This is a genomic window from Micromonospora mirobrigensis, from assembly GCF_900091555.1.
In the GTDB taxonomy this organism is placed as follows: domain Bacteria; phylum Actinomycetota; class Actinomycetes; order Mycobacteriales; family Micromonosporaceae; genus Micromonospora; species Micromonospora mirobrigensis.
On the sequence record NZ_FMCX01000002.1, the window covers coordinates 278,463 to 295,830 of the forward strand.

At 73.8% G+C, this 17,368-nt stretch carries 15 protein-coding genes; 8 read left to right on the top strand and 7 right to left on the bottom strand.

The window, feature by feature from the left end; translation table 11 throughout:
• Positions 1-35: 35 nt before the first annotated feature.
• A complete protein-coding gene (locus tag GA0070564_RS08640) occupies positions 36-764 on the top strand; it encodes a helical backbone metal receptor (RefSeq protein ID WP_091606977.1) in 729 nt (242 codons plus the stop codon).
• Positions 765-867: 103 nt separating this feature from the next.
• Entirely contained in the window at positions 868-1,194 is a 327-nt protein-coding gene (locus GA0070564_RS08645; RefSeq protein ID WP_218104899.1) for a universal stress protein, read from the top strand.
• Positions 1,195-1,390: 196 nt separating this feature from the next.
• On the opposite strand, the gene GA0070564_RS08650 is transcribed toward GA0070564_RS08645, so the two are convergent.
• On the bottom strand, positions 1,391-2,089 hold the full coding sequence (locus GA0070564_RS08650; RefSeq protein ID WP_091606986.1) for a CBS domain-containing protein: 699 nt from the start codon (positions 2,087-2,089) through the stop codon (positions 1,391-1,393).
• A 217-nt stretch (positions 2,090-2,306) separates the two neighbouring features.
• On the opposite strand from GA0070564_RS08650, the gene GA0070564_RS08655 reads away from it, so the two are divergent.
• Positions 2,307-2,864, top strand: a complete 558-nt coding sequence (locus GA0070564_RS08655) for a DoxX family membrane protein (protein ID WP_176730607.1) — start codon at positions 2,307-2,309, stop codon at positions 2,862-2,864.
• 172 nt (positions 2,865-3,036) lie between these two features.
• A complete protein-coding gene (locus tag GA0070564_RS08660; protein WP_088973803.1) occupies positions 3,037-3,414 on the top strand; it encodes an FKBP-type peptidyl-prolyl cis-trans isomerase in 378 nt (125 codons plus the stop codon).
• 57 nt (positions 3,415-3,471) lie between these two features.
• On the opposite strand, the gene GA0070564_RS08665 is transcribed toward GA0070564_RS08660, so the two are convergent.
• Positions 3,472-3,882 carry an STAS domain-containing protein gene (locus GA0070564_RS08665; RefSeq protein ID WP_091605428.1) on the bottom strand — a complete coding sequence of 137 codons (411 nt, stop codon included), beginning with the start codon at positions 3,880-3,882 and terminating at the stop codon, positions 3,472-3,474.
• A 407-nt stretch (positions 3,883-4,289) separates the two neighbouring features.
• Between GA0070564_RS08665 and GA0070564_RS30185 the strand changes: the two genes are divergently transcribed.
• The gene (locus GA0070564_RS30185; RefSeq protein WP_091605433.1) at positions 4,290-5,324 is read left to right on the top strand and encodes an SMP-30/gluconolactonase/LRE family protein; all 1,035 of its coding nucleotides are present in this window, start codon (positions 4,290-4,292) and stop codon (positions 5,322-5,324) included.
• Between the two features lie 70 nt (positions 5,325-5,394).
• Here the strand turns inward: GA0070564_RS30185 and GA0070564_RS08675 are convergent, their stop codons facing one another.
• From GA0070564_RS08675 to pdhA, 5 genes are all read right to left on the bottom strand, one after another.
• Positions 5,395-6,666 carry a L,D-transpeptidase gene (locus tag GA0070564_RS08675; protein WP_091605437.1) on the bottom strand — a complete coding sequence of 424 codons (1,272 nt, stop codon included), beginning with the start codon at positions 6,664-6,666 and terminating at the stop codon, positions 5,395-5,397.
• 212 nt (positions 6,667-6,878) lie between these two features.
• Positions 6,879-8,558 (bottom strand): right-handed parallel beta-helix repeat-containing protein, encoded by a 1,680-nt coding sequence (locus GA0070564_RS08680; RefSeq protein WP_091605440.1) that lies wholly within the window; start codon positions 8,556-8,558, stop codon positions 6,879-6,881.
• Between the two features lie 124 nt (positions 8,559-8,682).
• Entirely contained in the window at positions 8,683-10,101 is a 1,419-nt protein-coding gene (locus GA0070564_RS08685; protein WP_091605443.1) for a dihydrolipoamide acetyltransferase family protein, read from the bottom strand.
• Positions 10,086-11,090, bottom strand: coding sequence for an alpha-ketoacid dehydrogenase subunit beta (locus GA0070564_RS08690; protein ID WP_091605447.1), 1,005 nt, complete (start codon positions 11,088-11,090; stop codon positions 10,086-10,088). Before GA0070564_RS08690 ends, GA0070564_RS08685 begins: the two co-directional genes overlap by 16 nt.
• Positions 11,090-12,319, bottom strand: a complete 1,230-nt coding sequence (pdhA, locus tag GA0070564_RS08695) for a pyruvate dehydrogenase (acetyl-transferring) E1 component subunit alpha (protein ID WP_091606995.1) — start codon at positions 12,317-12,319, stop codon at positions 11,090-11,092. Before pdhA ends, GA0070564_RS08690 begins: the two co-directional genes overlap by 1 nt.
• Before the next feature lie 72 nt (positions 12,320-12,391).
• Between pdhA and GA0070564_RS08700 the strand changes: the two genes are divergently transcribed.
• The 3 genes from GA0070564_RS08700 (at position 12,392) to GA0070564_RS08710 (ending at position 17,354) form a co-directional block, all read left to right on the top strand.
• Entirely contained in the window at positions 12,392-12,901 is a 510-nt protein-coding gene (locus tag GA0070564_RS08700; RefSeq protein ID WP_091605450.1) for an Lrp/AsnC family transcriptional regulator, read from the top strand.
• Positions 12,902-12,959: 58 nt separating this feature from the next.
• Positions 12,960-15,104 carry an acyltransferase family protein gene (locus GA0070564_RS08705; protein WP_245669874.1) on the top strand — a complete coding sequence of 715 codons (2,145 nt, stop codon included), beginning with the start codon at positions 12,960-12,962 and terminating at the stop codon, positions 15,102-15,104.
• A gap of 117 nt (positions 15,105-15,221) precedes the next feature.
• Positions 15,222-17,354 (top strand): acyltransferase family protein, encoded by a 2,133-nt coding sequence (locus GA0070564_RS08710; protein ID WP_091605456.1) that lies wholly within the window; start codon positions 15,222-15,224, stop codon positions 17,352-17,354.
• The last annotated feature ends 14 nt before the right edge of the window (positions 17,355-17,368 follow it).

Genomic DNA, 17,368 nt, shown 5'->3' on the forward strand with positions numbered 1-17,368 from the left:
GTACGGGCGCCGCCGGCGCCGGGGAGGGGGTACGCGTGCGGGTCGTGTCGTTGGTGCCGTCGCTGACCGAGGCGGTCGCGGTGACCCTGCCCGGGGTGCTGGTCGGGGCGACGGACTGGTGCACCCATCCGGCCGGGCTGGACGTCGCCCGGGTCGGCGGCAGCAAGTACCCGGACCTCGACCGGGTCCGTGCCCTGCGGCCCGACCTGGTCCTGCTCAACGTGGAGGAGAACCGCCGCGAGGACGCGGACGCGCTGGCGGCCGCCGGGGTGCCGGTGCGGGTGACGTACCCGCGTACCGTGCCGGCGGCGCTGGACGAACTGGCCGGCCTGCTGGCCGACCTCGGTGCCCCCGGCGAGCCGGGGTGGCTGGCCGCGGCCCGCCGGGCCTGGGCGGACCCGCCCGCCCTGCCCCGGGTACGCACGGCCGTGGTGCCGGTGTGGCGCCGGCCGTGGGTGGTGCTCGGCGCGGAGACCTTCGCCGGTGACGTGCTGCGCCGGCTGGGCGTGGTCAACGCCTACGCCGGGGACCCGGAGCGGTATCCCCGGCCCGGCCTGGACGAGCTGCGGGCCCGCCGGCCCGATCTGGTGGTGCTGCCCGACGAGCCCTACCGGTTCACCGCCGAGGACGGTCCGGAGGCCTTCCCCGGAGTGCCCTGCGCACTCGTCTCCGGCCGGCACCTCACCTGGTACGGCCCCAGCCTCGCCGAGGCGCCCGCCGTGCTCGCCGCGGCCCTGTCCGCGCCCCTCTCCCCCGCCGGCTGACCCGGCCCCGTCGCACGCCGTGCGGGGCGAACGGCCCGAGCCCGCCGGGTCCTTCGCGCCTGGCCGGCCGACCCTCGACGGGATGGACTGCGGGAGGAGGCGAATGACGGACGCGACCGGACCGGTCGACGAGCGGGCCCGCGCGGTGGCCCTGCTCGACGACGAGATCCGCGGCCTGGCCCTCCGCGAGGGACCCGGCTGCGTGGTCTCCGGCGAGGTCGTCGAGGGACCGCCCGCCGAGGTGCTGGCGTCGGCGGCCCGCGGCGCCGACCTGCTGGTGCTGGGCAGTCACGGGCACAGCCGGCTGCGGCACACGGTGCTCGGCTCGGTGAGCGAGGAGTGCGTCCGCCGGGCCACCTGCCCGGTGGTGGTGGTGCCGGTGCCCGCGCCGACCACCCGGGTCTCGACCGAACCCGCCCTGCGCGCCTGACCCCGACGGCAGCGGCCCCACCGGCGACGGTGGGGCCCGCTGCCGCACCGGCATCCGTGACGCAGGTAGCCAGCGCCGCGGTGACAACCGTTTCGAGCGTGATACCTCAGAGTCATCATTATTCCTCCGAGGTATCACGCTCGCGGAGCCGTCCACTTCGCCACCCACGGACCCGAGCGCGGCCCGGGACCGCGGCTCAGGCCACCGGGGTGACCGGGCCCGACGGTGACTCCACCAGGGTGGTGTCGTCCACGTCGTAACCGACGGCGTTCACCACCTGGACCACGCCGCCGACCTGCGCGGCGAGCCGGCCGGCCAGATCCACCGCGGTACGCCGGTCCAGGCGCCCGTCGAGGGTGACCACCCCGTCGCGGACCTGCACGGTGACCAGGCCGTCGCGCACGGCCAGCACCCGACGCAGCACCTCCTGCACCACGTCCTCACGGATCTCCGCGTCGGTACGCAGGTGCACCCGGAGCAGGTCGCCACGGGTCACGATGCCGACCAGCCGGCCGAGGTCGTCCAGCACCGGCAGCCGCTTGACCGCGTCGCGGTCCATCTGCCTCGCCGCCGCCGGCAGGGAAGCCTGCGCGACGGTGGTGACCGCGGGAGCGCTCATCAGGTCCCGGGCGACCAGCCCGTCGGCCTTCTCCCGCGCGGCACGCCGCCGGCGCCCCTCGAAGACCCGCCGCTGCTCCGGGTGGCCGGACCGTTCCACCTTGTGCAGCAGGTCGGTCTCGGAGACCACCCCCAGCACCCGGCGGAACCCGTCCACCACCGGCACGCCGCTCACGCCCCGGCGGATCAGCACGTCGACGATCTGCCGGTACGGCGTCTCCTCCCCGACCGTCGCGACGTCCCTGGTCATCACGTCGCCCACCTGCCACGTCCTCATGACGGCCTCCTCGCCGAGTCGTTCCACCCGCGACGCTACGAGCGGGCCGGTGGCCCGGTCAGAGGCGGCGGACCGGCGTCGCACGGCCGACCGGACCACCCCGATCGGGGTCCAAGGTCCCGGGTGGACGGGGCCCGGTCGGCCCTGCTGTCGACGCATCGGCAGGAGTGGAATGAATGTGCCACCGAGAAGCGCGGTGCGAGGCACAAGAAGGGACGTGGAGACCATGACCGCGACAACTGAGCGGACCACCGCCAACACCATCGCTCCGGCGGCCGGGACCACCCGTGAGAAGGCCACCCGGTACGTCTTCGCCGGGCTGCGGATCGCGCTGGGCTGGGTCTTCCTCTGGGCGTTCGTCGACAAGCTGTTCGGGCTCGGCCACGCCACCCCGGAGAAGGGGGCCTGGATCAACGGCGGCAGCCCCACCAAGGGCTTCCTCGCCTTCGGCGCCAGCGGCCCGTTCAAGGGCTTCTACAACGGGATCGCCGGAGCCGCCTGGGCGGACTGGCTGTTCATGCTCGGCCTGCTGGGCATCGGCGTCGCCCTGATCCTCGGCATCGGGATGCGGATCGCCGCCATCGCCGGCACCGTCCTGCTGGTCCTGATGTGGACGGTCGTCCTGCCCCCCGAGAACAACCCGTTCATGGACGACCACCTGATCTACGCGGGTCTGCTGGCCGCCCTGGCCCTGGTCGGCGCCGGGAACACCCTCGGCCTCGGCGGGACGTGGCAGAAGCTGCCGATCGTCCAGCGCCTCCCCTGGCTCCGCTGAACACCACCCCCGGCGGGCGTCACCGATGGTGACGCCCGCCTTTCGCGTACGCCCACCCGCCGCCGCTGCGGGGCGGCCCCCCTCGGGGACCGGCGGGGATCGGTGGGTCGCTATCCGGCAGGATCGATACCGACCGCAGAACCGTGACCGAGGTGGGAGAGCGCGAATGAACATGCCCCAGGCAGGCAAGCCCGAGGTCGGCCCGATCGAGGGCGCGCCGCCCGCCGACCTGGTCGTCGAGGACCTCACCGTCGGCGACGGCCCCGAGGCCCGGCCGGGCCAGCTGGCCACCGTGCACTACGTCGGCGTCTCGCACTCCACCGGGCAGCAGTTCGACGCCTCGTGGGACCGGGGCGACGCCTTCGAGTTCCCGCTCGGCGGCGGCCAGGTCATCTCCGGCTGGGACCAGGGCGTCGTCGGGATGAAGGTCGGCGGCCGGCGCAAGCTGACCATCCCGCCGCACCTGGGCTACGGCGCACGTGGCGCCGGCGGCGTGATCAAGCCGAACGAGACCCTGATCTTCGTGGTGGACCTGCTCGGCGTCCGCTGACCCCGGCGCCAACGGACCACGGCGGGGTCGTCGGCCACACCGGCCGGCGGCCCCGCGTCAGGCCACCAGCGCGACGGGCAGGTCGCCCGGCTGCTCCGGGCGTTGGCGGCCCGCGATCCCGCCGCCGATGGCCTGCGTCGGGTCGGCTCCGGTGATCGGGACGACCCGGTGCAGACCGGTGGCCCGCAGCACCCGCAGCACGGTCGGGGTGGGCTCGACCAGCACCAGCTCGCCGCCTTGGGCCCGGATCCGCAGGTGGGCGGCGACCACCGCCCGCACCCCGGCGGCGGAGAGCAGCCGCACGCCGGCCAGGTGCAGGCGCAGCACCGGTCGAGCCGGAGCCGACCAGAGGGCGGCACGCAGCGTGCCCACGGTGGCGATGTCGACCTCGCCGACGGCCCGCACGTCGACCGCCCGGTCGCCCACGCTCACGGTGACCGCGAAACGGTCGCTGCGCTGCTCTTCCATGCCCCGAACCTATCTCCTGCCACCGACATTTCCGGTCGGCTGAGACGCCCGTCTCGGGGTAGGTCCCGGGTAGTCCCCGAGGCACCTCCGGGCTCCGCCCGGATCGGAACTCCCGGCCCGGGCGCGCGCTGCCCGGGCCGGCGGCGCACGGCGCTCCCTTCCGGCCCCGGCGAGCCTGATGCCCGAAACGCCGCATCCTTGCCTGCACCTCGGGATCACACCCCGGAACGCCGCAAACCGGGCCATCACCGGCCCCGGAGACACCCACCTGCCGCGACTCGGCCCGGGTACGAGGGCGTATCCGACGTGCCGGTCGCGGGCCGCCGCCCTTCGACCCGATCGCCGGGGCCGGCGATCCGGGCCGATCGCCGGATGGGCGGGCGGACCGGCCGGGCCACAATGAGCGGATGGCCGTTCCTCATCCGCGTACCCCCCGCCCCCGGGCGCCCCGGCTGATCCGTCCGGTCCGGGAGCCGGCCACGGTGCCGCCGCCACTGACCGGGCCCTGGGCGCCAGCGGACCGCCGGCTGGACGCCGCCGACATGTTCCCGCTGCCGGACGGCGCGCACGGGCCCGAGGACGTGCTGGTCGACCCGGAGGGGCGGGTGATCAGCGGGGACGAGGACGGGCGGCTGTGGTGGTGGCCGGTGGGCGCGGTGGCCGGCACCCGGCCCCGGCTGCTCGCCGAGACCGGCGGCCGGCCGCTCGGCATCGAGCTGGACCCCACCGACGGCAGCCTGGTGATCTGCGACGCGTACCGGGGGTTGCTGCGGGTCACCCCCGACGGGGCGGTACGCCGGCTCAGTGAGGCCGGCGAGCCGGTGCACCTGGCGGACAACGCGACGGTGGGCGCCGACGGGACGATCTACTTCACCGACAGCAGCGACCGGTTCCCCGTCGAGCACTGGCGGCGGGACATCCTGGAGCACCGGCCCCACGGCAAGGTGCTGGCGTACTCGCCGGGCACCGGCCGGACCGAGGTGGTGGCCGCCGGGATGTACTTCCCCAACGGCATCGCGCTGGCCCCGGACGCCTCCGCCCTGCTGGTCGCCGAGACGGCCACCCACCGGCTGCTGCGGGTGTCGCTGCCCGACGGGGCGGTGACCGTGCTGACCGACCTGCCGGCGTACCCGGACAACGTGTCGGCGGTGGGCGACGGCACCTACTGGGTGGCGCTGCCCAGCCCGCGCCGGGCGATCGTGGAACGGCTGCTGCCGCATCCCCGGGTCCGGCAGGTGGTGGCGCTGCTGCCGACGGTGGCGCAGCCGCGGCCCGCCCGGTACGGGCTGGTCGCGCTGGTCGACGGCGACGGTCGGGTGCTGCGGACGCTGCACGGCCCGACCGGGGCGTACCCGATGGTCACCGGGGTCCGCCAGCACGGCGACCAGCTCTGGCTGGGCAGCCTGACCGGCTCGGGGATCGCCCGGGTGCCGTTGGGTTGAGCCGCGGCCGGCCCGCCACCGTGACGGTGGCGGGCCCGCCGATCCCGCGGTCGTTCCTCCCCTGCTGCCGTCAGCCTCCGCTGGCCGACGGGGCCGGTGCGGGCGAGCTGCCGCCGGCCACCGCACCGGGATGCGGGGCGGTGGTGGCCGGTGCGGGCCTCAGCCCGGCCGGCACCGGCAGGGCGCTGCCCTTCGCAAACTCGTCCCAGCTGACGTTCCACGCCGTCCAGCCGTTGCCGGGCCGCAGCGGAACCTCGGTGCCCTTGACGGTGACCAGGTCACCGACCTGGGTGATCCCCATCAGCCAGTCCGCGGCGGCGGAGGAGACGTTGGCACAGCCGTGCGAGGTGTTGGTGTAGCCCTGCTCCCCCTCCGACCAGGGCGCGGCGTGGATGAACTCGCCGCCCCAGGTCAGGCGCTGGGCGTCCTCGACGTCGACCACGTATCCGCCGTCCGGCTCGCCGCGGGTGTCGAACCGGGTCTGCTGGTGCTTCTCCATGATCACCATCTTGCCGCTGGAGCTGGGTGTGCTCGGCTTGCCCAGGCTCACCGGGATCTTGCGGACCAGCTTGCCGTCGCGGAAGACCGACATCTGCTTGGTGGCGTTGTCGATGTCGAGGTTCACCTGCTGGCCGATCTTCGAGGTGGCGGTGTGGTCGGCGTCGCCGACGTACTCCTTGCCGATCGGCAGCCCCGCAAGGCCGGTACGCACGCTGATCGTGGTCCCGGGGCGCCAGAAGTCGGGGGCCCGGTAGTAGACCTGGCTGCCGTCCTCCAGCCACGACCAGGCACCCGGCTGGGGCGGGTTCGTCTTCACGAACAACCGCCGCTGCACCGCCGCCCTGGCCTCCTTGGGAATTGCCGGCTCGAATGCGACGGTTACCGGCATCGCCGTTCCGTAGGTCTGGTTCCCGGCGAAATAGAGCACGCTGTCGACCGCCTGTTTGTCGGATTTCTTGGCGGTGCTGAACGTGGTGGTGCGGGTGGTCGTGCGGCCCTTCGCGCCGGTCGCCGTCACCTCCGCGGTGTAGGTGCGCCCGTTCTCCAACGGGGTGGCCGGCACCCAGCTCGACCCGTCCTCGCGGGGCTCGCCCCGGACCTGGCCGCCCTTGTCGTCGGTGAGCTTCACCGAGGTGACCTTCCCGCCCTGCACGGCGGTTCCCACCTCGGCGCTGACCGGGACGTCGCGACTCTTGTCGGCCGGCGTGACACCGACCGCGACCGGCTGCTCCTTCGCCTGCGCGTGGTCGGCCGCCTTCCGCTGCGCGGTACATCCGGCACCTGCCGACGGCACCAGGACGATGGCCACCGCGAGCAGTCCCACCCTTCGCCTCAATTTCATGACGCGCTCCCCGTTCCGGCTGGATTCCTGCCCATTGTGTGCAGCTCTACAACTGCCGGTATGCAATTCCAAGAAATTGCCGGAAGGCCAGCGTTCGCTATTCAGGCAATTGTTCGGAATGGGTGTGTGTCCGGCCGATCGGGCCGTGCCGTCCCCCGCTGCCACCGGTTCGCGCCACCCGTCGCCGGTGCCCGGTTCCGCCGCCGCCGGCCTCAGGTCCACTCCTCGTCGCCGTGGTTGCGGTCCCATCGGCCACCGACCGGCGGGGTGTCCAGCCGGGTGGGTCCCTCCGCGTTGCCGGCGAGGTCGTTGTCCTCCACCCGGCAGGCGACGCAACTGCCCCGGTCGGTGATCCAGATGCCGTGGCTCTGGGTGGGTCGATCCTGGTTGTCCCAGATCCGGTTCCCCTTGATCGTCGCGCCGTCCAACGCCGCGTTCACCGTGATCCCGGCCCGCGCCGCCGGCCCCGGCGGCAGCTCGTAGCGGGCGCCCGGATCCGGGACGTCACCGCTCCACCCGGTCAACGAGTCCGGGCGGATCGGGGCGAGGGTGAGCTGGGTGGCGTCGTTCGCCGCCACCACCGCGGTCCGCTTGCCGACCCGGACCACCTTGCCGCGGTGCCCGTCGTGCGGCCAGTCGGCCCGGCGGTCGACCACCGTCTTCTCGCTGTAGCGCACCGAGTCGCCCCCGCCGGTCGCCGCCTCGGGGCGCTGCCGCCCGTTGCCCCGGATCCGGTTGCCCACCACGATCGCGTCGCGGATCGGGCGGTCGATGCGGATCGCGTCGCAGCTGTTGCCGTAGAAGTCGTTGCTCTCGACCACGATCTCCTGGGCGCACGGCTGCTCCTCTCCGCCGAACGCCCGCTGGTGGTAGCCGTACCGCCCGTTCCCGCTGATCCGGTTGCCGCGCACCGTGTACGGGCCGGGGGTGTTGCCGATGCTCACCCCGTCGCGCAGGTTGCCGTCGATGACGCAGTCGGTGAGGATGCCGCCCCGTCCGGCGGTGCGCGTGGTGCCCTTCGCGGACACGCTGAAGCCGGCCTCCAGGTTCCCGGTCATCGTGCAGGCGGAGACGATCAGCCCGTTGGCCCCCCAGTCGGAGATGCCGAACCGGTTGCCCTGGGCGTGGCAGCCGATGATCCGGATGCCGCGGGGGCGCAGCCCACCGGCGTACTGCAACTCCAGGAAGATGCCGTTGGTGGCGTTGCCGACCGCCGAGCAGTTGACGATGTTGAGCCGCTCCACGCTGCCCCAGCCGCCGATCCCGATGCCGATGCCGGCCCCGCCCATCTCGGTGCCGTTGTCCAGCCGCCCGCAGCCGGCCACCAGCACCCCGTCGATCAGGGTGTCCTGGAGGAAGTCGCAGCCCAGTCCGGTGGCGGCGGTGTGGTGGATGTACAGGTTGCGGAACACGCCCCGCACCACGTACTGGAGGCCGAGCCCCTTGGCCAGCGGGTTGTACTCGGCCAGCGACACCCCGGACCCGTCGATCTCGAAGTCGGCGAAGGTGCAGTACGCCAGGTGCCGCTGCCGGTCGGCGCCGTGCTGCTGCGCGGTGTAGAACGCCAGCGGGGCCGGGTCGGCCCGGTTGCCGGAGTTGCTGAGCACGAAGCGGGTGGCGCCGGGCCCGGCGCCGACCAGGGAGACCCCGGTCCGCCACACCGTGCCCGCGTCGCGCATCGAGTAGACCCCGGGCGGGCAGTAGATGACCCGGGCGCGGCCGTCGGCGGCGTACGCGTCGCCCAGCCGGTCGACCAGGGCGGCGAACGCCGGCTGGTCGTTGGTCGTCCCGTCCCCGGTCAGCCCGTGCTCGCGGGCGTTGCACATCAGCGGCGCGCCGGCGACCGGGTGCACCCGGACCCCACCCGAGCCGGGCGTGCCGGGATACGCCATCTCGTCCCCTCCCCCTCGACGACCGGGGCCGCATTCCCGGTGCGCGTCCGGGGAAACCGGCGTACCACGGCAACGGCCCCGGCACCGAAGGGTGGTCGGTGCCGGGGCCGTTGCTGTCGCGGGATCAGACGTTGGCGACCAGCAGCGCCGGCTGCTCGACGCAGTCGGCGACGTGTCGCAGGAACCCCCCGGCCACCCCGCCGTCGCAGACGCGGTGGTCGAAGGTGAGGCTGAGCTGGGTCACCTTGCGTACCGCGAGCTGCCCGTCGACCACCCACGGCTTGTCGACGATCCGGCCCACCCCGAGCAGCGCCGCCTCCGGGTGGTTGATGATCGGCGTCGAGCCGTCCACCCCGAACACCCCGTAGTTGTTCAGGGTGAAGGTGCCGCCGGTGAGCCGCGCCGGTGGCAGGGTGCCGGCCCGCGCGGCGGCGGTGGTCTCCGCCAGGGCCGCGGCGATCTCCCGGGTGGTCAGGCGGTGCGCGTCGCGCAGCACCGGCACCACCAGACCCCGGTCGGTCTGCGCGGCGATGCCCAGGTGCACGGCGGCCGACTGGACGATCCGCTCGCCGTCGCTGTCCACCCGGGAGTTGAGCTGCGGGAACCTCCGCAGCCCGCTGAGGCAGATCCGGGCCAGCAGGGCCAGGACGCTCACCGGCTGGTCGGGGGTGGCCGCGTTGATGGCGGCCCGCGTCTCCAGCAGACCGGTGGCGTCCACGTCCACCCAGACGGTGACCTCGGGGATCTCCCGCCGGCTGCGGGAGAGCTTGTCGGCGATGGCCCGGCGGATGCCGGTCAGCGGGATGATCGTGTCGCCGTCGCCGGTGGGGGAAAGCCCGACGTGCGCCGCCGGGGTGTCCGGCACGGCGGTGAGCCGGGCGGCCGGGGCGCCGAACGCCGCCTCCACGTCGGCACGGCGGATGACACCCCCCGGGCCGGTCCCGGTCAGCGACGCCAGGTCGACGCCGCGTTCCTTCGCCAGCCGCCGCACGATCGGCGAGATGACCAGCGGGGCCGCTCCGGCCGCGCCCGTGGCGGCGTCCGCCACCGGGGCGGCGGGTTCCGCCCGGCCGGCGTCCGCGTCCGCCGGCGTTTCGGCGGTACGGTCACCGGCCGTCGCGGCGCCCGGCTCCGGGGCCACGGCGAGCCGTGGCCGGCGGCGCCGCCGGCCCGAGCCGCCGTGGCCGGTGCCGTACCCGATCAGGACGTTGCCGGAGCCCGCCCGCTCCTCCTCGCGGTAGGTCGCGTGGCCCGGCGGCTCGTCGCCGCCGGCGTCCAGCGGCGCGATGGTGATCAGCGGCTGGCCCACCGGGCGCACCTCACCGGCCGCACCGTGCAGGGCGACGACCCGACCGGCGTACGGGCAGGGCACGTCGACGACGGCCTTGGCGGTCTCCACCTCGACCACGCTCTGGTCCACCGTGACCAGGTCACCGACGGCGACCCGCCACTCGACGATCTCCGCCTCGCTGAGCCCCTCGCCCAGGTCGGGCAGGAGGAAGTCGAGGGTCCGGGCGGTGCGTTCGGTCATGCCGCCACCCACCGGGAATCGGGCTGGTCGTCCCACTGGAGGCGGGCGACCGTGTCGAGCACCCGGTCCACCGAGGGCAGGTGGGTGTGCTCCAGCATCGGCGCCGGGTACGGGATGTCCAGCCCGGACACCCGCAGCACCGGGGCGTGCAGGGCGTGGAAGCAGCGCTCCTGCACCCGGGCGGCGATCTCCGCGCCGACCCCGGCGAAGCCCTGCGCCTCCTGGATCACCACGCAGCGGCCGGTCTTGCGCACCGACGCGGTGACGGTGGCGTCGTCGAACGGCACGATGCTGCGCACGTCGACGACCTCCAGGTCCCAGCCCTCCTCGCGGGCGGCCTCGGCGGCCTCCATCGCCACCGGCACGGCCGGGCCGTACGCGACCAGGGTGGCGTCGGTGCCGGCGCGGCGCACCACCGCCTTGCCGAACGGCGCGGTCCGGGCCGGCAGCTCGGCCTCGCCGCTTGCGAAGTAGAGCTTCTTCGGCTCCATGAACACGACCGGGTCGGGGTCGTCGATCGCCTCGCGCAGCAGCGAGTACGCGTCCTCGACGGTGGCCGGGGTGACCACCTTCAGACCCGGGGTGTGCGCGTAGTACGCCTCGGAGGAGTCGCAGTGGTGCTCGACACCGCCGATGCCGCCCGCGTACGGCACCCGGATCACCATCGGCACGCTGAGCGCGCCTCGGGTGCGGTTGCGCAGCTTCGCCACGTGCGAGGCGATCTGCTCGAACGCCGGGTAGCCGAACGCGTCGAACTGCATCTCGACCACCGGCTTGAGGCCGGACATGGCCAGGCCGACGGCGAAGCCGACGATGCCGGCCTCGGCCAGCGGGGTGTCGAAGCACCGCTTGTCGCCGAACCGGGCCTGCAGGCCGTCGGTGATCCGGAAGACGCCGCCGAGCTGGCCGACGTCCTCACCGAAGACGAGCACCCGGTCGTCGTCGAGCATCGCGTCGGCGAGGGCGGCGTTGAGCGCCTTCGCCATGGTGGTGATGGCCATCAGCGCTCACCCTCGGAGTCGGAGTCGGCGGCCAGTTCCGCGCGGACCTGCTCCCGCTGCTCGACCAGCTGCGGGGTGGGTTCGGCGTACACGTGGTCGAAGAGGCTCAGCGGGTCGACCGCCGGCTTGTCGTGCATCCGCTCGCGCAGGTCGGCCGCGTACGCCTCGGCCTCCTCGGCGATGGCCGCGACGGCGGCGTCGTCGAGCACGCCACGGGCCCGCAGGTACGTCTCCAGCCGGGCCACCGGGTCCCGGTCGCGCCACGCCTCGACCTCGTCGGCGTCCCGGTAACGGGTGGCGTCGTCGGCGTTGGTGTGCGCCTCCATCCGGTAGGTGTGCGCCTCCACCAGGAACGGGCCGTGGCCGGCGCGGGCGTGCGCGACCGCGCGGTTGAGCACGGCGAGCACGGCCACCGGGTCGTTGCCGTCGACCTGCTCGCTGGGCACGCCGTAGCCGACGCCCTTGTAGGCCAGGCTCGGGGCGGCGGTCTGCCGGGACAGCGGCACGCTGATCGCGTACTTGTTGTTCTGCACGAAGTAGACGACGGGGGCCTTGAACACGGCGGCGAAGTTGACCCCCTCGTGGAAGTCGCCCTCGCTGGTGGCGCCGTCGCCGATGAAGGCCAGCGCGACGGTGTCCCGCCCCTGGTACGCCTCGCCGTAGGCCAGGCCGGCGGCGTGCACGCACTGGGTGGCCAGCGGGGTGCACTGCGGCGCGGTCCGCCGCTGGGCGGGGTCGTACCCGCAGTGCCAGTCGCCGCGCAGCAGGGTGAGCACCTCGACCGGGTCGATGCCCCGGGCGGTCAGCGCCATCGACTCGCGGTAGGTGGGGAAGACCCAGTCGTCGTCGCGGACGGCGAGGACCCCGCCCACCTGGCAGGCCTCCTGGCCCCGGGAGGACGGGTAGACGGCGAGCTTGCCCTGCTTGGTCAGGGCGGTGGCCTGGGTGTCGAAGCGGCGACCGATCACCATCCGGCGGTACAGCTCGCGCAGCGCCTCGACGGGCGGCTCGGGGTAGTCCTCCCGGGCCGGCAGCGGGGTGCCGGTGGGGTCGAGCAGACGGACCGGCTCGGCGGCGGGCAGCAGCCCGGCCGACGGGTCGGCGGCGGGGGCGGGCGTGGCGCCCGGCAGCCGCTCGTCGGCCGGGGGGCGGGGGCGCGGGGATGCCCTGCGGACCGCCTGGGGTGTGGTCGTCACGGCAAGGACCTCCTGGACGTGTGGTGGCCCTATGCTCCTGCTGTTGGATGATTGACTCAAGATCCCGGATGAACGCGGGACGAATGACCTCCCAGGGGAGCGGATGTGAGCCAGGAGACCGGCCCGGAGCCGGGCAGGCCGGTCGGATCGGGACGTTCGGTCGGACCACTGGACGAGGTCGACCGGCGGATCCTCGACGAGCTGGTCGGTGACGGGCGGATGTCCATCCGGACCCTCGCCGAGCGGGTGCACGTCTCGCGCACCAACGCGTACGCGCGGGTGGAGCGGCTGCTGCGCGATGGCGTGATCACCGGGTTCCGCGCCCAGGTGGCGCCGGAGCCGGCGGGCCTGGGCACGTCGGCGTACATCGCGCTGACCATCGAGCAGAACACCTGGCGGGAGGTGTCGGCCGAGCTGGCCCGGGTGCGCTACGTCGAGCACGTGGCGCTGCTCAGCGGCGAGCACGACGTGCTGGCCCTGGTCCGGGCGCCGGACAACGCCACCCTGCGGGACGTGGTGCTGGACCGGGTGCAGCACATCGGCGGGGTGCTGTCGACGCGTACCTGGCTGGTCTTCGAGGAGTTCGACGGGGATCGGAGCCCGTGGCAGGGTTGACCACCCACGAACGTGATAACCGCTCAAAGCAGGACAGAACGCCCCTAGCATTTGGGCTGTGCTGATAACGACCGAGTCGCGGTCCGAGGCCGGCCTGCCGACGCGGGGGCCCGCACCGGCGTCACACCGGCCGGGGTCGTTCCGCGGCGACATCGAGGGCCTGCGGGCGGTGGCGGTGCTGCTGGTGCTCCTCGGCCACGCCGGGGTGCCCCGGCTGGCCGGCGGCTTCGTCGGCGTGGACGTCTTCTTCGTGATCTCGGGCTTCCTCATCACCGGCCTGCTGCTCAAGGAGCACGACCGGCGGGGCCGGATCTCGCTCACCGGCTTCTACGCGCGACGGGCGAAGCGGCTGCTCCCCGCCGCCGCCACGGTGCTGCTGGCGACCCTGGCGCTGACCTGGCTCCTGCTGCCCCGTACCCGGTGGTCCGCGACGGCCTGGGACGTGGTCGCCAGCGCCGGCTACGCGATGAACTGGCGGATGGCCGCCGAGTCCCTCGACTACGCTACCGTCGGCCAGGCGCCGAGCATCCTCCAGCACTTCTGGTCGCTGGCCGTGGAGGAGCAGTTCTATCTGCTCTGGCCGCTGGTGATGATCCTGCTCGGGTGGATCGCCCGGCACCGACGGCGGAGGCGCGACGGCCTGCTCCTGCTCGGGCTGGCAGCTATCGCGCTGCCGTCGTTCGGCTGGGCGCTGGCCACCGCGCCGACGGACCCGTCCGCCTACTACGTCACCACCACCCGGCTGTGGGAGTTGGCCGTGGGCGCCGCGGTCGCCGTGGCGGCAGGCCGGTCGAGCCGCGTCCCGAGAGCCGTCGCGGCGGTGCTGGCCTGGGCGGGACTCGTCGCCATCGGCGCCTCGGCCGCGCTCGTCGACACCGCGTCCGGCTTCCCCGGGTACGCCGCGCTCGGTCCCACCCTGGGCGCGGCGGCGGTGGTCGGCCTCGGCTCCGTGGCCGGCCGCGCGGGCCCCGCCCTGCTGCTCGGACAGCTCCCCCTGCGCGCGGTGGGGGCCATCTCCTACTCGTTGTACCTGTGGCACTGGCCGCTGCTGGTCGCCGCCGGGGCGTACCTCGGCGACCTGGCCGTCGGACCCGCGCTGGCGGTCGTCGGCGCCTCGTTCCTACCGGCCGTGCTCACCTACCGCTACGTCGAGAACCCGCTGCGGCGGTCGCCGGCCCTGACCCGCCGACCGCTCGCCGCCCTGCGGCTCGGTGTCGCCTGCACGGTGGGCGCGGCCCTGTCCGGACTGCTGTTCCAGCTGCTCGCCGTGCCCGGCACGCCGGGCACCGTCCCGTCCGCGATCCCGGTCCAGGCGCCCGCCGGCCCGGCGGCGTCGGCGCCGGTGCCCTCCTGGGGCGCCGCGGCTCTCGGGTCCTCGCCCCGCGACAGCCCGGCCGGGATCCCCGTCGACCGGGTCGACTCGATCTTCCCCGATCCGCTGCGGGTGGGAGAGGACGTTCCCGCGGCCTACCAGCGCTGCATCGTCGACCAGGCCACGGTGACCGCCCGGCGCTGCGTCTTCGGCGATCCGGCGGGACGGACCACCGTGGCGCTGGTCGGGGACTCGCACGCCTACCACTGGCTCCCCGCCCTCGATCCGGCCGCCAAGCGGAACCACTGGCGGATCGTCCTCTACGCGAAGGCCACCTGCCCCTTCGTCGAGGCGACGGTGATCTTCGCCGGCCGGCCGTACGAGACCTGCACCCGATGGAACGCGTCGGTCCGCGCCGCGCTGCGCGGCCCGGACCGGCCCGACCTGCTGCTGACCAGCGACGCCGGATATCTCGTGGTGGAGAACGGCAGGACCGCCTCGTCCACCATGGCGTTGAGCCCGAAGCTGCGGCAGACGTGGCGCGGGATGGTCGACGCGGGGGTGCCGGTGGTGGTGCTGCGCGACGGGCCGTACCACGAGCGGAACATCGCCGAGTGCGTCGCCGAGAACCGCAAGCGGCTGACCCGGTGCGCCTCGCCCCGGTCCCGCCTGGACAGCGGCGGAGGCCCCGCGCAAAAAAAGGCGGCCGAGGGGCTCGCCGGGGTGCACCTGATCGACCTGACCGACGCGATCTGCCCCGCCGACCGGTGCGCCCCCGTCATCGGCGGTGTCCTGGTCTACAGCGACAACAACCACGTCAGCGCGACGTACATGGCGACGATGGAGCCCCGCCTCGAGGCGGCCCTGCGACCGCTGGTCCCCGCCCGGTGAGGCACGGTTCAACGTCCTTCCGGTGGCGCCTGCAACCCCTCTCCGGACGAATAACCTCCGTCAGCACGCCCCGTTGTACAGGTCGAGAACCGTACATTTGTCGAAACGGGGCACAGAATGCGTCTGGGAATCGCGCCGGAGCAGTCCGCCAAGGCGGCCTTCCGCGGGGACATCGAGGGTTTGCGCGCCCTCGCCGTCCTCATGGTGGTCATCGGTCACGCGGCGCGCGACGTCGTCCCGGGCGGCTTCGTCGGCGTCGACGTCTTCTTCGTCATCTCCGGTTTCCTCATCACCGGCCTGCTCATCGCCGAACTCGAACGCACCGGCCGCATCTCCCTGACCAGCTTCTACGCGCGCCGCGCCAAGCGCCTGCTGCCCGCGGCGGCCATCGTGCTGGTGGCCAGCCTGCTGCTTACCTGGCTCCTGCTGCCCCGGAGCCGTTGGGCGGACACCGCCTGGGACGTGGTGGCCAGCGCCGGCTACGGGCTGAACTGGCGGCTCGCCGTCCAGTCGACGGACTACTGGGCGGCGGACGCCGCGCCCAGCATCGTCCAGCACTTCTGGTCGCTCAGCGTCGAGGAACAGTTTTATCTGTTCTGGCCGCTACTCCTGCTCGCCCTCGCCATCCTCGCCGGGCGTCGTCGGCTGCGCCGGGGCGCGCTGATGATCGGCTTCGCCCTCGTCGCGCTGCCCTCCTTCGCGTGGTCGGTCCATGAGAGTCTGGCCAACCCCGGGCCGGCCTACTTCGTCACCACCACCCGGCTGTGGGAGCTCGCCCTCGGCGGGGCCGTCGCCATCGTCGGAGCCCGGGCGCACCGGCTGCCCCGTGCGCTGGCCGCCGGTCTCGCCTGGGCCGGCCTGGCCATGGTGGCCTCGTCCGCCGTTCTCGTTGATCCGCAACGGGCCTTCCCGGGATATCAGGCGCTGCTGCCGACAGTCGGCACAGCGGCCGTGATCGCGGGGGCCCAGGCCGCCGGTCGAGCGGGACCGGCCGGCGCGCTCGGATGGGGGCCGGTCCGGGCCGTCGGCGCCGTCTCCTACTCGCTCTACCTCTGGCACTGGCCGCTGCTGCTCGCGGCCGAGGCGAGGTTCGGCGAGCTGAGCGTGCCGGCGGGCCTGGCAGTGGTGACGCTGTCCGCGGTGCCCGCCGTGCTCACCTACCGGTTCGTGGAGAACCCGATCCGGACGTCCGAGGCCCTGCGGTCGGAACCGGCCAAGGCGCTGCGGGTCGGCGCAGTCTGCACGAGCGCCGCCCTCGCCGCCGGCCTGCTCTTCCAGCTGACCGTGTGGCCGCCACGGCAGGCGCCGCCACCCCCGGTGGCCCTGGCACCGATCGGCGACACGGCCACCGCGACCGCCACCGCCCGGGCCATCGTCCTGAGCGGGCCGCCCGGAGCGGCGGTCCTCGGTAGGAAACCGTTGGGCGACCGCGCCGGGGCGGCCGTCGACCGGGCCTCCGCCATCACCCCCGATCCGAGCGTCGCCAAGAAGGACGGACCCGAGTACTGGGCCCACCCCTGCGCCGCCTCGGAACGGGACGGAGAGCTGTTCCCCTGCGAATTCGGGGACGGGAACGGGTCGGTCTCCGTGGCACTCGCCGGGGACTCACACATGACCCAGTGGTTGCCGGCCCTGAAGCTCATCGCCGAGGCAGAGGGCTGGCAGCTGCGTTCCTACGCCCGGTCCGCCTGTCCGTTCATCAGCATCGAGGTGGCCTGGCAGGACCGCCCGGAGCCCGGCTGCCTGAGCTGGAATCGCCTCGTACAGAAGGAACTGACCGAGGTCGACAAGCCGGACCTGCTGCTGGTCACCAACACCTTCTACCGCCCGTCGGGGGTGGCCCCCGACGCCGTCGACCAGGCAAACCGCGGCATGGCCGACGGTCTGCGCGCGACCTGGCGGAAGGTTGCCCAGGCGGGAACGCCGGTGGCCGTGATCCGCGACTCGCCCCACCTCAAGCGGGACGCCGCCGAATGCGCTGCCGTCAATCCCCGGAAGCTGACGCGCTGCGCGACGGACCGCGAGTCCGCACTGAGCACAGGCGGTGGCGGGGTCGCGCACGAGTTGGCGGCGAAGGGGCTGTCCGATGTCCATCTGATCGATCTCAACGACGCGATCTGCCCCGTGGATCCCTGTGCGGCGGTCATCGGTGGGGCCCTCGTCTATCGGGACAGCAACCACCTCACCGCCACCTACGCGGCCAGCCTGGCGCCCCGGCTCCGGGACTCGCTGACCAGGCTCCTCAACTGACGGCGGATAGGGCG